Source organism: Virgibacillus litoralis (assembly GCF_017873675.1).
Classification (GTDB): domain Bacteria; phylum Bacillota; class Bacilli; order Bacillales; family Amphibacillaceae; genus Lentibacillus; species Lentibacillus litoralis.
The window spans coordinates 116,449-131,885 of sequence record NZ_JAGGKK010000012.1; the positions used below are offsets into that span (position 1 = coordinate 116,449).

The 15,437-nt window shown below is 37.9% G+C and carries 12 protein-coding genes, 2 tRNA genes and 1 other annotated feature; of the genes, 11 read left to right on the top strand and 3 right to left on the bottom strand.

Going from position 1 to position 15,437, the window contains the following annotated elements; genetic code table 11:
* Window positions 1–64: 64 nt before the first annotated feature.
* The 9 genes from guaB to proC all read left to right on the top strand — a co-directional run bounded on the left by guaB (window position 65) and on the right by proC (window position 10,201).
* A complete protein-coding gene (gene guaB / locus J2Z82_RS11685) occupies window positions 65–1,537 on the top strand; it encodes an IMP dehydrogenase (protein WP_209480968.1) in 1,473 nt (490 codons plus the stop codon).
* Between the two features lie 248 nt (window positions 1,538–1,785).
* On the top strand, window positions 1,786–3,123 hold the full coding sequence (locus J2Z82_RS11690; protein ID WP_209480969.1) for a serine hydrolase: 1,338 nt from the start codon (window positions 1,786–1,788) through the stop codon (window positions 3,121–3,123).
* Between the two features lie 58 nt (window positions 3,124–3,181).
* Window positions 3,182–4,066 carry a pyridoxal 5'-phosphate synthase lyase subunit PdxS gene (gene pdxS / locus J2Z82_RS11695; RefSeq protein WP_209480970.1) on the top strand — a complete coding sequence of 295 codons (885 nt, stop codon included), beginning with the start codon at window positions 3,182–3,184 and terminating at the stop codon, window positions 4,064–4,066.
* Window positions 4,067–4,081: 15 nt separating this feature from the next.
* The gene (gene pdxT / locus J2Z82_RS11700) at window positions 4,082–4,672 is read left to right on the top strand and encodes a pyridoxal 5'-phosphate synthase glutaminase subunit PdxT (protein ID WP_209480971.1); all 591 of its coding nucleotides are present in this window, start codon (window positions 4,082–4,084) and stop codon (window positions 4,670–4,672) included.
* A gap of 31 nt (window positions 4,673–4,703) precedes the next feature.
* Window positions 4,704–4,923, top strand: a binding site (T-box leader).
* A 528-nt stretch (window positions 4,924–5,451) separates the two neighbouring features.
* On the top strand, window positions 5,452–6,726 hold the full coding sequence (serS, locus tag J2Z82_RS11705) for a serine--tRNA ligase (protein ID WP_209480972.1): 1,275 nt from the start codon (window positions 5,452–5,454) through the stop codon (window positions 6,724–6,726).
* Window positions 6,727–7,127: 401 nt separating this feature from the next.
* Entirely contained in the window at window positions 7,128–7,469 is a 342-nt protein-coding gene (locus tag J2Z82_RS11710; RefSeq protein ID WP_209480973.1) for a P-II family nitrogen regulator, read from the top strand.
* 18 nt (window positions 7,470–7,487) lie between these two features.
* On the top strand, window positions 7,488–8,849 hold the full coding sequence (locus J2Z82_RS11715) for an ammonium transporter (RefSeq protein WP_209480974.1): 1,362 nt from the start codon (window positions 7,488–7,490) through the stop codon (window positions 8,847–8,849).
* A 246-nt stretch (window positions 8,850–9,095) separates the two neighbouring features.
* Window positions 9,096–9,188, top strand: a tRNA-Ser gene (locus tag J2Z82_RS11720).
* A gap of 197 nt (window positions 9,189–9,385) precedes the next feature.
* Window positions 9,386–10,201, top strand: coding sequence for a pyrroline-5-carboxylate reductase (gene proC, locus J2Z82_RS11725; protein ID WP_209480975.1), 816 nt, complete (start codon window positions 9,386–9,388; stop codon window positions 10,199–10,201).
* Window positions 10,202–10,217: 16 nt separating this feature from the next.
* On the opposite strand, the gene J2Z82_RS11730 is transcribed toward proC, so the two are convergent.
* From J2Z82_RS11730 to J2Z82_RS11740, 3 genes are all read right to left on the bottom strand, one after another.
* Window positions 10,218–10,556 (bottom strand): hypothetical protein, encoded by a 339-nt coding sequence (locus tag J2Z82_RS11730; RefSeq protein ID WP_209480976.1) that lies wholly within the window; start codon window positions 10,554–10,556, stop codon window positions 10,218–10,220.
* 146 nt (window positions 10,557–10,702) lie between these two features.
* Window positions 10,703–11,386 (bottom strand): deoxynucleoside kinase, encoded by a 684-nt coding sequence (locus tag J2Z82_RS11735; RefSeq protein WP_209480977.1) that lies wholly within the window; start codon window positions 11,384–11,386, stop codon window positions 10,703–10,705.
* 14 nt (window positions 11,387–11,400) lie between these two features.
* Window positions 11,401–12,048, bottom strand: a complete 648-nt coding sequence (locus J2Z82_RS11740) for a deoxynucleoside kinase (protein ID WP_092490985.1) — start codon at window positions 12,046–12,048, stop codon at window positions 11,401–11,403.
* A gap of 304 nt (window positions 12,049–12,352) precedes the next feature.
* On the opposite strand from J2Z82_RS11740, the gene J2Z82_RS11745 reads away from it, so the two are divergent.
* Both J2Z82_RS11745 and acsA read left to right on the top strand, forming a co-directional pair.
* A tRNA-Arg gene (locus J2Z82_RS11745) sits at window positions 12,353–12,425 on the top strand.
* A gap of 855 nt (window positions 12,426–13,280) precedes the next feature.
* Window positions 13,281–14,996 carry an acetate--CoA ligase gene (gene acsA / locus J2Z82_RS11750; protein WP_209480978.1) on the top strand — a complete coding sequence of 572 codons (1,716 nt, stop codon included), beginning with the start codon at window positions 13,281–13,283 and terminating at the stop codon, window positions 14,994–14,996.
* Window positions 14,997–15,437: the final 441 nt, after the last annotated feature.

A 15,437-nucleotide genomic window follows, 5' to 3' on the forward strand; every position in this document is an offset into this window, starting at 1 on the left:
CAATAGAATAGAATTTAGTCACTTTTTGAGTATGTTCAATAATTTGGATAGGAGGAGAAAACTTATGCGTGAAGACAAGTTTACCAAAGAAGGATTAACGTTTGATGATGTTTTATTATTGCCGGCTAAATCAGAGGTATTGCCAAAAGATGTGGATGTTAGTACAGCGTTATCGAATAAAATGAAACTTAAGTCACCATTCATGAGTGCTGGTATGGATACCGTTACGGAATCAGGAATGGCAATTGCAATGGCACGTCAAGGTGGACTTGGTGTCATTCATAAGAACATGTCAATTGAAGATCAAGCAGAACAGGTGGATCGCGTAAAACGTTCCGAAAGTGGTGTCATTACCAATCCATTTTCTCTGACACCAGAGCATCAGGTATATGATGCTGAACATTTGATGGGTAAGTTCCGTATATCGGGCGTTCCAATCGTAAATAACATAGATGAACAGATTTTAGTAGGTATATTAACAAATCGAGATTTACGGTTTATACAGGATTACTCCATCTCTATCAAAGAAGTTATGACAAGTGAAAACCTGGTAACCGCCCCTGTTGGGACAACATTGAACGAAGCAGAAAAGCTTCTTCAGAAACATAAAATTGAAAAACTTCCTCTTGTCGACGAAACAAATATGCTTAAAGGGCTAATTACCATTAAAGATATTGAAAAAGTAATTGAATTTCCAAATTCAGCAAAAGATGAACAAGGCAGATTACTTGTAGGTGCGGCTGTAGGTGTTACAGGGGATTCGTTAAAACGAATTGAAAAACTTGTGGATGCTGGTGTTGATGTAATTGTTATTGACACAGCACATGGCCATTCAGGTGGAGTAATAGAGCAAGTTCGCCTTGTACGAGAAACATACCCTGATTTGGATATCATTGCTGGAAACGTTGCGACAGCAGATGCGACTGTTGAATTGATTGAAGCTGGTGCAACCATTATTAAAGTTGGAATAGGACCAGGGTCAATTTGCACAACTAGAGTAGTTGCTGGTGTAGGTGTACCACAAATTACAGCCGTACATGATTGTGCAACAGCAGCAGATAAGTATGGTGTTTCCGTTATTGCGGATGGCGGAATTAAGTATTCTGGTGATATCGTAAAAGCACTGGCATCTGGTGCAAGTGCAGTTATGCTTGGCAGTTTATTTGCTGGTGTACTGGAAAGTCCTGGTGAAACTGAAATCTTCCAAGGGAGACAATATAAAGTTTACCGCGGAATGGGATCAGTAAGTGCGATGAAAGCAGGCTCGAAGGATCGATATTTCCAAGGTGCAGAAGAAGATGCTAAAAAGCTTGTACCAGAAGGCATTGAAGGCAGAATTGCTTATAAAGGGCCCCTTGCCGATACAATTCATCAGTTAGCTGGTGGATTACGTGCAGGAATGGGATATTGTGGAACGGATTCAATTGATGCATTGCGTAATGATTCTCGTTTCATCCGTATTACCAATGCAGGTTTGAGAGAGAGTCATCCACATGATGTGCAAATCACAAAAGAAGCACCAAATTATTCGGTTTAATTAATTAAAATAGTAAGGATTTCCTATTAAATTTGAAATAGATAGGGACTTTTCTCTGTCTATTTTTTTGGCCTTATTTATGGTAAAATATCAAAGGTAAATCTAATTTTTTAGTAGTTATGAAAGTATATATACTTTTTTAACTACATAAGTGCAATTAAGGCACTCGTCATTAAGGCTTGGCGAATGCTAAGTTTTCTAATAGAGTGTTAAATATATATCATTTTTAGGTGGAGGTAGAGAATAAAGTGAAACATAATTTAACAAAAAGTATGTCATTTTTACTTATTGCAATCGTAATGGTGACTACAATAATCGGACAACCCCTTTCTGCAAAAGCAGCAGAAACATTAGAACTACAAGCAGAATCAGCTATTTTAGTTGATTCGGAGACTGGGAAGATATTGTTTTCAAAAAGCCCTGACATCGCATTACCTCCAGCTAGTATGACTAAAATGATGACGGAGTATCTCGTCCATGATGCCATTGAGAATGGTGAAATTGAGTGGGATACGACAACACAGATTAGTGATTATGCTTATAGTATATCAGCAGATTCATCCTTTTCGGGAATTGGTCTGACACAGGATAAACCATACACAGTAAAAGAACTATACAATGCAATGGCCGTTTTTTCAGATAATGGCACAACAATTGCTTTGGCAGAGCTGATTGCAGGTTCTGAAGGTGATTTTGTCAAAATGATGAATGATAAAGCAAAAGAAATGGGACTTCCTGATTATAAATTCGTCAATTCAACAGGGCTTCCAAATTCATCACTTGGGGAAAACGTCCCTAAGGGAACAAGTCCGAACGATACAAACTTGCTGTCAGCAAAATCAGCAGCAATACTTGCGTATAATTTGGTAAATGATTATCCGGAATCATTAGATATTTCTAGTCAAATTGAGACCGAGTTTGAAGGTTACACAGTGGAAAACTTAAACTGGATGCTTCCCCATGAAGCAACTTTCCTTCAGCAATTCCATTATGAAGGTGTAGATGGGTTGAAAACAGGTCATACTGATCTTGCTGGTTACTGCTTCACAGGTACAGCACAGGTTGATAACAAGCGTTTAATTTCTGTTGTTATGAAAACAGAAAGTGAAGCAGCACGTTTTGAGCAAACAGCAAAATTGCTGAATTATGGATTTAACAATTTTGATAAGAAAGAGCTATTCGCTAAAGGATATCAGTTGGAAGATAAATCAGCACTCCCTGTTGCAAAAGGGAAAGAAGATACTGTCCAAATTGCAACAAACAATTCATTTGAGGTTCCCGTTAAAGGCGATCAGGCAGAAAACTACAGCATTGAATATCATTACGATAAAGATAAATTAAATAAAGATGGTGAGTTAATCGCACCAATAAAAAAAGATGAGAAAATAGGTACTGCTGAACTTGTCTTCAATGGTGAAGTGAATTATGGCTATATTTCAGATGAAAGCAGTAAGAATACAGTTGATCTTGTAGCACAGGACGCTATTGAAAAAGATAATTGGTTTATGCTTACCCTTGGTGCAATTGGTGACTTTTTTACAGGCTTGTTTAGTACAATCGTTGATACTGTTAAAGGTTGGTTCTAAGACAAATAAGTAGTAAAATAGTCTTGGTAGAAAGTTTTGCAAAACAGGAGGAATTAATATGACAAATACAGGTACAGAACGTGTAAAACGTGGTATGGCAGAAATGCAAAAAGGTGGCGTCATCATGGACGTCGTAAATGCTGAACAAGCAAAAATCGCAGAACAAGCTGGAGCTGTAGCTGTAATGGCGCTTGAGCGTGTACCATCAGATATTCGCGCAGCTGGTGGCGTAGCTCGTATGGCAGGTCCTGAAATTACAGAAGAAGTGATGAATGCTGTCTCTATTCCAGTTATGGCAAAAGGAAGAATTGGACATATCGTTGAAGCTCGTGTACTTGAAGCAATGGGTGTTGACTATATTGATGAGAGTGAAGTTTTAACACCAGCTGATGATGTATTTCATTTAAAAAAATCAGACTACACTGTACCATTTGTCTGTGGATGCCGTAATCTGGGAGAGGCTGCACGCCGAATTGGTGAAGGTGCTTCAATGTTACGTACAAAAGGTGAGCCTGGTACTGGGAACATTGTTGAAGCAGTCCGTCACATGCGTCAGGTACAGTCTGAAATCAGAATGCTAACGGCAATGTCTGAAGATGAAGTGATGAACTTTGCTAAAGAAATCGGTGCTCCGTACAATATATTATTAGAGATTAAAGAAGAAGGTCGTTTACCAGTTGTTAACTTTGCTGCAGGTGGTATTGCAACACCGGCTGATGCAGCGTTAATGATGCAGTTAGGTGCAGATGGTGTATTTGTTGGTTCTGGAATTTTCAAATCAAATAATCCTGAGAAGTTTGCAAAAGCAATTGTTGAAGCAACAACACACTATACAGATTACAAGTTAATTGGTGAGCTTTCCAAAGGCTTAGGTAACGCAATGAAAGGTATTGAAATGGGTACATTGGAAGCGCACGATCGTATGCAAGATCGCAGTGAATAGAAAGAAGGAATACACATGAATACAATTGGTGTGCTGGCATTACAAGGTGCTGTTCGTGAACATATTCGTTCTATCGAGGCAACAGGTGCAAAAGCAGTTGAAATAAAACGTAAAGAACAGCTTGAAGCTATTGATGGCTTAATTCTTCCTGGAGGAGAAAGTACTACAATGCGCAGGCTAATTAACAGCTATGACTTTTTCAATGCTATTCAGACATTTGGCAAACAAGGCAAGCCAGTATTCGGCACATGTGCAGGTCTTATTTTGATGGCAAATGAAATTGAAGGTCAGGATGATAGCCATTTAGGGTTAATGAATATGAAGGTAGCACGTAATGCATTTGGCCGACAAGTGGCAAGCTTTGAAGCTGATTTAAAGGTTACACATGTAGGTGATGATTTTAATGCAGTATTTATCCGTGCACCATATATCCTAGAAGCAGGACCTGAAGTAGAAGTTCTTGCAACCTACCAGGAACGAGCTGTTGCGGCCAAACAGGGACATTATTTATGTACAGCATTTCATCCTGAATTAACGGATGATAATCGTTTCATTGAATATTTTGCCCAAATGGTGGAACAATCTAAAAAAACAATTGCATCTTAGTCTGAAGTTGGCTATGATATATCATAATATGTAATCAGTAATGAGAGGAATTAGTAACAGGAGCTCTTATTTCAGAGAGTCGGTGGCAGGTGAAAACCGATATGAGAAGTCTTGTGAATCCATCCTCGAACTGGTTTGCTGAGATTTTAAGTAGGTAAACCCGGTTAAAAACCGTTATTTTATTTGAGCCGGAAGAGATTTAATCTCTTCAACAAGGGTGGCATCGCGGGAATAATACTCTCGTCCCTAATTATTAGGGACGGGAGTTTTTTATTTAGGCAGCGTTCTTAAAGAATTGCCTTTTCCAAGCAATGAGTTTTAGCAAGTAGTTGATATAAACTGCGAACTAGTGGTTGGGTGTAGTAACACCGCTACGGAAATACACTTCGCGCACCTTAGGGCGGCTGTTGAGCCTTCTTCGTGCTAACGCACTCAGATGTCTCATCTAGGCCTTTCCTCCCCCAGGAGTCTACGTGTATTCCTGCGCTAGGATTTGCTCATTATAACTTGATAAAATAACAAAATATACATTGTAATGGATAAAGAGTAAATTTTTTAAACCATTTAAACCAGCAGTTGGAATATGCGAGACTCCTGTGGGACAGCGAGCCTAAGAGACACCACGGAAAGCGAGTATATTCCAACTGCGTGGTCAGAAATCACAATAAACTACTACTAATCGGTTATCCTTAGTCTGTGACGTAGTTTATAACAATAGCAACAAGCATTTTAAAAAACAGTCTGGTATTAGACAATAATTATAACAAGGAGGATTTAACATGCTTGATATGAAATTTTTGCGTAATAATTTTCAGGAAGTGAAAGAAAAGTTGGCCCATCGTGGTGAGGATTTGTCAGAACTGGATAAGTTTGGTGAGCTGGATGAAAGACGCAGGAAGTTAATTGCTGAAACTGAAACGATGAAGGCGAAGCGTAATGAAGCGTCTAAACAGATTTCTGTCTTGAAAAAGGAGAAGAAGGATGCAGAACCTGCGATTAAAGAAATGCGTGAGGTTGGCGAGCAAATTTCCAAGCTTGATAAAGAATTAAAAGATATAGAGGAAAAATTAAATTATGTGATGTTATCTATTCCAAACATTCCACATGAAAGTGTCCCTATTGGTGAAGATGAAGAGGATAATGTAGAGGCACGGAAATGGGGAGAAAAGCCAACATTTGATTTTGAGGCAAAAGCCCATTGGGATGTAGCAACTGACCTGGATATTCTTGATTTTGAACGTGCTGCAAAGGTAACCGGAAGTCGCTTTGTATTTTATAAAGGACTTGGAGCAAGACTTGAGCGTGCATTGTTAAATTTCATGATGGATTTGCATGCTGATGAACATGGCTATGAAGAAATGCTGCCACCGTATATGGTTAATCGAACAAGTATGACCGGAACAGGTCAGCTTCCAAAGTTTGAAGAGGATGCCTTTAAAATTGCTGATTGGGACTATTTTCTTGTGCCGACAGCAGAAGTTCCTGTAACAAACTATTATCGTGATGATATTTTAAAGAATGATGATTTACCGAAAAAATATGTAGCGTTTAGTGCATGTTTCCGTTCTGAGGCTGGATCTGCTGGAAGAGATACGCGTGGTTTAATTCGACAGCATCAGTTCAATAAAGTTGAACTTGTTCATTTTGCTAAACCGGAAGATTCTTATGAGACATTAGAGACATTAACAGGAAATGCGGAAAAAGTGCTTCAATTGTTAAATCTGCCATACCGAGTTATGAGCATGTGTACAGGTGATTTAGGTTTTACCGCTGCTAAGAAATATGATATAGAAGTATGGATCCCAAGTCAGGACACATACCGGGAAATTTCTTCTTGCTCTAATTTTGAGGACTTCCAGGCAAGACGTGCGGGAATTCGTTTCCGTCGTGAAGAGAAAGGAAAACCTGAATTTGTTCATACATTAAACGGATCTGGCCTGGCACTAGGCCGTACTGTTGCTGCTATCTTAGAAAATTGTCAACAGGAAGATGGCTCTGTTGCAGTACCAGAAGTACTGCGTCCATATATGGGAGGAAAAGAAGTTATTAAATAAAAGAAGATAATTTATCGAGAGCTTGGACGTCTGTTCCAAGTTCTTTTTTATTGTCAGAAAACTATAAAATATAAGTGTAGTGGATAACTGGACTCCCGAATCAGCCACGTCCAGCTCCAGCGCCTAGCGCCTAGTGGACTTCCCTCCCCGTGTCTACGATAAGTCAACATCGAATCGCTTACGCTCTTCGTGTATCCTTTATCTCACACGGGTCAGTCCAGTCCATACGCCGCTGAACAGGCGCTTGCACTTTTGTTCTGTAATTTTTTGTAAACGCTTTCGTTTAAATTTTCAAAATAATTATATAAAATCACTTGATTTTTTAATTTCAATAACTTATGATAATTAACATAACTTATTATGTTAGGAAACTTAACATTATAAGAAAAGGAGGATGACATATGAAAAAGATAGAAGCGATTATTCGCCCAGGAAAGTTTCAAGCACTGCGTGATAAACTATCTGCGATTGGACTTGGAGGTTTAACGGTAACGGAGGCTGCTGGGACTGGAAAACAAAAGGGGCAAACTGGAGTTTTTCGCGGAACTACTTTCCAGGTACAGTTATTACCCAAAGTTAAGGTGGAAATAGTAGCTGATGAACATCAAGTAGATGAAATTATTGATTTGATTATTGAAAGTTGCAGTACAGGGGACATTGGTGACGGCAAAATATTTATCTCACCAATTGAACAAACAATTCGAATTCGAACAGGCGAACGTGGAGAAAATGCAGTTATTTAATATTTAGGGGGCTAATACATGTTCAAAAAAAGTATACTTTTATTTATTATTTTTCTTTCGATAGCTTCAACAGCTTATGCTGCACCGACTTCGGAAACTCTGCAATTATCCGTTAATCTTGTTTGGGTAATGGTAGCCGCGTTTTTGGTATTCTTTATGCATGCAGGATTTGCGATGGTGGAGACAGGGTTCACAAGGGCTAAAAATTCTTTGAATATTTTAATGAAAAACTTTATAACAATTAGTGTAGCTGCAATTCTGTTTTATATTTTAGGGTACGCATTAATGTTTGGTACCTCATTGGGAACAATTATCGGAATTGACGGATTTCTATTAAGTGGTGTAGAAGATATCAGTTTCTTCGTCTTTCAGGCAATGTTCGTTGCCACTTGTGCCACGATAATTTCTGGTGCAGTTGCTGAGCGAATGAAACTAAGCAGTTATGTATTGATTGTTGTAGCAATGACAGCGGTGATTTATCCGATAGTTGGGCACTGGATTTGGCAAGGAGATGGCTGGCTAACAGCTTTAGGATTTAGTGATTTTGCCGGATCTACTGTTGTTCACTTAACAGGTGCTGTAGGGGCACTTACAGCTGTTTTATTCTTAGGACCCAGACTTGGAAAATATACAGGCAAGAAGGTTAACGTAATACCAGGACATAACGTTCCGATTGGAGCACTTGGGATATTTATTCTATGGTTAGGATGGTTTGGGTTTAATGGAGGCAGTACATTAGCTGCAGACCCTCAGCTTGTTCCGATGGTAATTGGTACAACTCTTTTATCAACATCAGCGGCATTAGTATCATCAGCTCTTTATACGAAGATTCGTTTTAAAAGGGTAGATGCATCCTTATCACTTAATGGCGTATTGGCTGGACTAGTAGGGATTACAGCTGGCTGTGCTGAAATATCTCTTGGAGGAGCCATCCTAGTAGGATTAGTTTCGGGTATTGTTCTAGTCGAAGGAATTCGTTTACTTGATACTAAATTGAGAATTGATGATCCGGTTGGTGCAATTACTGTTCATGGAATTTGTGGTATTTGGGGGACGCTTGCAGTAGGATTATTCTCTACTTCAAATGGTCTCTTCTATGGTGGAGGCATCTCTCAATTAATGATCCAACTGATTGGAGTTATTGCCGTAATAGCATGGACAATGGGAACAATGGGGACATTCTTGTATATCGTTACACGCTTCTCTTCTATTCGAGTTTCTGAAGAAGAGGAAATTGCTGGCCTTGATTTTGCGGAACACGGTTCAAATGCTTATGAACTAAAAGAAGTTATTTTAACAGACGAATCAGAACCTATCAGTGGTAGACTTGCTTTTGCTGATCGTTTAAACAATTTATCCAGTGCAGGAGAAAAAGGATGAATATGTTTTCAAGCTAATTTTGTCTAATATTACAAAGTTCTCCAGGAGCCATGGTAAATCCAGGATTTACCATGGCTATTTTTAGGCAGTTAAGAAATTATAAATACTGTCTTACTGCATAAGTGCAACTAAGGCAATTCGTCAAAAGGCACGCACGCTGAATGCCAAGTTTTCTAATAACAGATTAAAAATGTATATTCCGTTTGACAACGTATTTCATGCATGATATATTATATTTTGTCGCATGGAGGTATACCCAAGTCTGGCTGAAGGGATTGGTCTTGAAAACCAACAGGCGGGTCAAACCGCGCGGGGGTTCGAATCCCTCTACCTCCTCCATTTAATTTAAAAAGCTAATAAATTTAGAGATAATAACATGAACCGTTACTAGTGTAGCGGTTTTATTTATGTGGTAATGTTTTAAATATAGTACATATTATTAAATACAGTAATTCTTAATAATGAGATATGTGAAAATGAAATCATTTCATCCTTATGATAGAACCGTTTTTTAACTAAATAGGAGGTAAGAAGAAATGCTGAAGAAAGTTTCTTTTATGGGCGCTGGATCAATGGCAGAATCAATTATTGCAGGTATTCTGAACAAAGACTTTTTAACGAAGGAACAAATCTTTGTAACGAATAGAAATAATCAGGAACGTTTGGATAATCTCCAGGAAAACTATCAAATACAGGTGATTAAAGATAAACAAGAGGTAATTACTGATGCTGATATAGTTATGTTATCGATGAAGCCTCATGATATGGAAGCAGCTATTGAGTCAATTAAGGAATATATTCAGCCCAATCAATTAATTGTATCTGTTGTAGCTGGTGTTTCGTCGGACGATATTTCAAATTTATTTGGCAGGGAAGTACCGGTTATACGGGCAATGCCTAATACATCGGTAGCAATTGGAGCATCAGCAACTGCGGTCTCAAAAGGAAAACACGCAACCGAACAACATATCAATGCAGTTATTGAACTATTTAATACGATTGGCACAGTTACAGTTGTAAACGAAGCGGATATGCATACAGTCACAGGAATTTCCGGAAGCGGCCCTGCATATATTTATTATTTTGTAGAAGCAATGGAAAAGGCAGCAGTCGATGCCGGACTGGATAATGAAGTTGCTAAGGACTTAATAACGCAAACAGTTGTTGGTGCTGGTGAAATGCTTAAACATTCTGGACAGACAGCAGGAGAATTAAGGGAAAATATAACAAGCCCAGGAGGAACAACTCAATCAGGTCTTGAAGCGTTAGCTTTTAATGACTTCCAGGAGGCTGTTATAGAATGTGTGAAAAGCGCACGTGAACGCTCAATTGAATTAGGGGATAAGATATAATTGGAAGGAACTTGGCTTATGCGCCAAGTTCCTTTCTCTCTTCTGTTAATCCTTGTGTGTGCAGTGTTGCAATCATTCCATAAAATGCAAAGAAAAACTCATCAGGTGCAACTACACGGATATGTCCTACTTCACTTGTATCAAACTCACATGCCGCCTCTAGCAAACGATATGTTGAATAGGCATAAAAGCAAAAGTATTTGTAATCAAATCTGGGCATCTTTTCATAAATAACTGCAATCTCGTCCCTGTAAACGTCAAAGTTGCTCACAGCTTCATCGACAAATGTTTGCAGATCGGATAAATCAGCCTCAACAACTAAGTCTTTTTCATTTTCCATACGGATGTTAGCCATTTCGTTCATCCTTTCTATTTAATACTATCCATCCTCTACTATATATAAATTACCTTATAAAATCGGTGATTCATATCACTGTTCAACAAAAAATACTAAACCAAACAAAAAGGTGCCCCATTTCTGGAACACCTGAATTTAAATTATTATTTTATAAGTTCTCTTGTTTTCCATTTCCGTGATTGTTGAATAAAGTGGCCAATCTTTTCCAGAATCGGTTCAATCGACCCTTCTTGTTTGATTAAGTCGTAGTCTGAAATGTTTATTCGTAATATTGGGCAAGAATTAAAGTTATTAATCCAGTTTTCATAGCGATTATACATTTCTTCCCAATAGGAAATTGGTGTATTTTTCTCCATCTCTCGACCTCGTGACTGAATTCGCTCAACTACTTCATCAAAAGTTCCTTCCAGATAAATCAAAAGGTCAGGATGAGGGAAATATGGGGTCATAACCATTGCTTCAAAAAGATTTGTGTATGTTTCATAATCAGTCTTTGACATCGTTCCATTATCGTAATGCATTTTCGCAAAAATACCAGTATCTTCATAAATGGAACGATCTTGGATAAAGCCACCGCCATATTCAAATATCTTCTTTTGCTCCTTAAAACGCTCAGCTAAAAAGTATATTTGCAGATGGAAGCTCCAGCGTTCAAAATCATCATAAAACTTTCCTAAGTATGGGTTTGTTTCAACTTTTTCTAGGGAAGTTTTAAATTTTAAGGCATTCGCTAAAGCCTTAGTCATTGTAGATTTTCCCACTCCAACCGTACCGGCAATTGTAATGATGCTATCATGCGGTATTTGGTATTTATCTCGTAAATTCATTTCTTTGATCCCCTTTATCGTTTGGAAGTAACTTTATGGTTATCCAGCTGGTTTTCCACCTGTCTGATAATCATATTTAAATCATCCTGCTGCTTAACAAAATCAGTCTCATCACCGTTTATCCGAATGACGGGAATTTCCGGATGAAGCACCTCGAATTCGTTCATATAGTCCTCATAGTCCTGTGCTAGCTGTGCAAGGTATGAAGGTTTGATATTCTGTTCAATATCTCTCCCACGCAAGCGAATTCGTTTTAAAATTGTATCTAGACTTGCGTGTAAATAAATCATCATATTCGGAACAGGCATATCCTTCGTTAAAATGTGATAAATCTGTTCATATTTTTCAAATTTATCTGGCTGCAACGTTCGTTTGGCAAAAATCATGTTCTTGGATATATGATAATCGGCAATAACTGCCTTATTTTGATTTAAGTATTTTTTTTCGATATCTTCCAATTGCTTGAAACGATTGCATAGAAAAAACATTTCCGTTTGAAAGCTCCACTCATCAATATCATCATAAAATTTACCGAGAAACGGATTTTCTTCAACGATTTCTTTTAATAAATGAAAATCAAAATGGACAGAAAGTTTTTTTGCAAGTGATGTCTTTCCAATTCCAATTGGCCCCTCTATTGCAATGAACGGAACCTCTGCCATAACTTTCCCTCCAATCAACATAACAATATTCGACATATATTTCTTATTTTAGCATAATAAAAAGCTCAGTTCCATGTGTGAAAAGTATTCATGCTTTTCAATCTGTTCTCTGTATTGTATTATTGTTAGTGTTGGTTTTTTAATTAGGCTTTTTTGGCAGATAAGAAAGTATAAATCCTTTCTTACTGCATAAGTGCAACTAAAGCTTTCGCCATTAAGGCTTGGCGATAAGCCAAGTTTTCTAAACAAATTTTGTTGCTATTTAACCATCGTGGTTAATATAAACAGTTATTAATTATTATTTGCCCCCGTAGCTCAGGGGATAGAGCATTGGTTTCCTAAACCATGTGCCGCAGGTTCGAATCCTGCCGGGGGCATCGTATTTATAGCGTTGATTCTTTTCGATAAGTTATGCGGCAATCATACGGTTTAACTTAATAGTGTGAGAAGCAAACCTCTTTCTGCTCTTTGTGAGTTCGGGAGGAGTTTTTTTGTTAAGAAACCAACGAATGAATTTTCATATGGAAAATTTGAGGTTATGCGGACACTAGAGCCCTTATTCGGCAGAAATTAACGAAAATGGTGGTGTTTGCGGACACCGGGGACCTTATTTACACAAATGCAGTCAAATAATCATGATATATGTGAAATAAGTACTTCTGTGTCCGGGTAACTTCGAGAAAGTCACTATTATATCGAAATAGCGTCTCCTGTGTCCGCTAAATCGAGTTAGTGAGGTATTTTCATATTACTTTTCTACTAACTACAACTTGGTTAAAGGCAGGGTATCTACCATAGTGTTCCTAACTTCCCTCGTTTTTGGTTTTGGCTTCAAACCATTGCTAGCAAACCTTGAACTATTTGAGATGTATAAATGGGTTAATTATTTTTAATTTACATCGTGTTATTTTTATTGCGATATTTAATTACTAGGATATTTCAATGGATGCATAAAAATTATACGGAAGGAAATAAATTTAAATAAAATAATAGGTTCCTGCTGAAGTATTATGATTAACGCAATCATGGAAAGGTTTCTCACCACCTTATCTATGCTTGCGTTTTATTATTTTAAGTAAAATACTTTTAAATTGTCACAGAATGTTCTAAAATAGAAATAAGTTACCGAAATGTTTAAACAATTTATATGATTGCATATTTACTGTGATTTAATCGTAATCCTAGTATAGGGATTTGAAAACGATTTCAAAATTTTATGACGAGGTGATAATATGGACATGCAGCGTATACCTGCTCAAGACGGTAATTACAACCTACAAGACTATGACAAAACACGCATAACATTTTCATGGGGAGATGTAAAAAAGAATTTTAGCTGGAATGAAACTGGAAAAGTTAATATTGCTTATGAGGCGATTGATCGTCATGCAGAAGATCCAGATAAAAAAGATAAGACTGCTTTACTTTACTCTTCACCTGATCGTGAGGAGAAATTGACTTTTGATGAGCTAAGTAAGAAAAGTAACCAGTTTGCAAATGTATTAAAAAAATATGATGTTGAAAAAGGGGATCGTGTATTTCTATTCCTTCCAAGAAGTCCTGAATTTTACGCAGCATTTTTTGGGATATTAAAAACAGGAGCAATTGCTGGTCCGTTATTTGAAGCATTTATGGAGCAAGCCGTGCGCGATCGCTTGCAGGACAGTGAAGCAAAAATGCTAATCACGACACCAGATTTACTTGGACGTGTTCCACAAGAGGATCTGCCTAATCTTGAGAAAATTGTATTGGTTGGTGACCATAATGAGTCGTCTGATAAATATATTGATTTTCAAAAGGAAATGAAAGAAGCATCCACTGATTTTGATATGGAGTGGGTTGATTTAGAGGATGGAATGCTAATCCATTATACATCTGGATCTACCGGCAAGCCTAAAGGTGTTTACCATGTTCACAATGCGATGGTTCAGCACTATGCAACCGCTGAGTGGGTTCTTGATTTGAATGAGGATGATGTATATTGGTGTACAGCTGATCCAGGTTGGGTTACAGGTACAAGTTATGGTATTTTTGCCCCATGGCTAAAAGGTGTTACGAATGTTGTTCGTGGCGGGCGTTTTTCACCCGAAAATTGGTACGGAACGTTGGAGAAATTTAACGTAACCATTTGGTATACAGCACCGACCGCATTACGTAAACTTGTCAGTGCTGGTGAAGATGCTGTAAAGAAACACGACTTGTCATCATTGCGTCATATTATGAGTGTTGGTGAACCATTAAATCCAGAAGTTATTACCTGGGGAATGAAAGCCTTTGATTTACGAATTCATGATACTTGGTGGATGACGGAAACAGGTGCACAGTTGATTGTTAACATTCCAACAGAGGAAATTCGCCCTGGTTCAATGGGTAAACCGATTCCAGGTGTTGAAGCATCAATTGTTGATAACGAAGGAAATGAGCTGCCACCAAACCAAATGGGTAACCTGGCTATTAAAAAAGGATGGCCGGCTATGATGCGTAAAATATGGAATCGACCAGAAAAGTTTGAAAGTTATTTTGTTAATGGCTGGTACGTATCTGGAGATAGTGCATATAAAGATGAAGATGGCTATTTCTGGTTCCAGGGACGCTTGGATGATGTTATTAACACATCTGGTGAGCGTGTTGGACCATTTGAAGTTGAAAGTAAACTAATAGAACACCCTGCTGTTGCTGAGGCTGGCGTAATTGGGAAACCAGATCCAGAGCGTGGCGAAATTATTAAAGCGTTTATTACGTTGAATGATGGCTATAACGATTCACCAGAATTACTTGAAGAAATACGCCAATTTATCAAGACCGGCTTAAGTGCACATGCTGCACCTCGTGAGTTAGAAGTGAAGGATACCATTCCTAAAACGCGCAGTGGTAAAATTATGCGTCGCCTTCTGAAGTCATGGGAGTTGGGATTGCCGACAGGAGATACATCGACGTTAGAAGAATAGAAAAAGGGTGCCTATTTGGCTAACGGGTTCCATTATGAGGTGCACGCAGACATAAACACATACTATTTCTCACGTGAATTCGCATTTGAATTCACGTGTTTTATTTTACTGATATATCAAGTTTTCTAGGGTTCAATATTACAATCGCACCCTAAATCACATAGCTTTTCTCACGGACTGAAATAAATATTGAAGATGGTGTGAATAGGTTGTGATTTTCATGTGAACTTTATTTTAAATACAAGTTAAATAGAAAATTATGTTAAAGTAAATTTAAGAAAATAATTAGTTTGTGAAGAAATGCACTTAAACTAACGCAGCAGTTTAGTGGAATAAGCATTAGAGAAGGGGATAAAAATTAGCTTAAAAAAATTGCTGTTTCCTATAATAGTTTTGGCTATCGTTATTTCTGTATCAGGGTGCTCTGAATCAGGAACTATT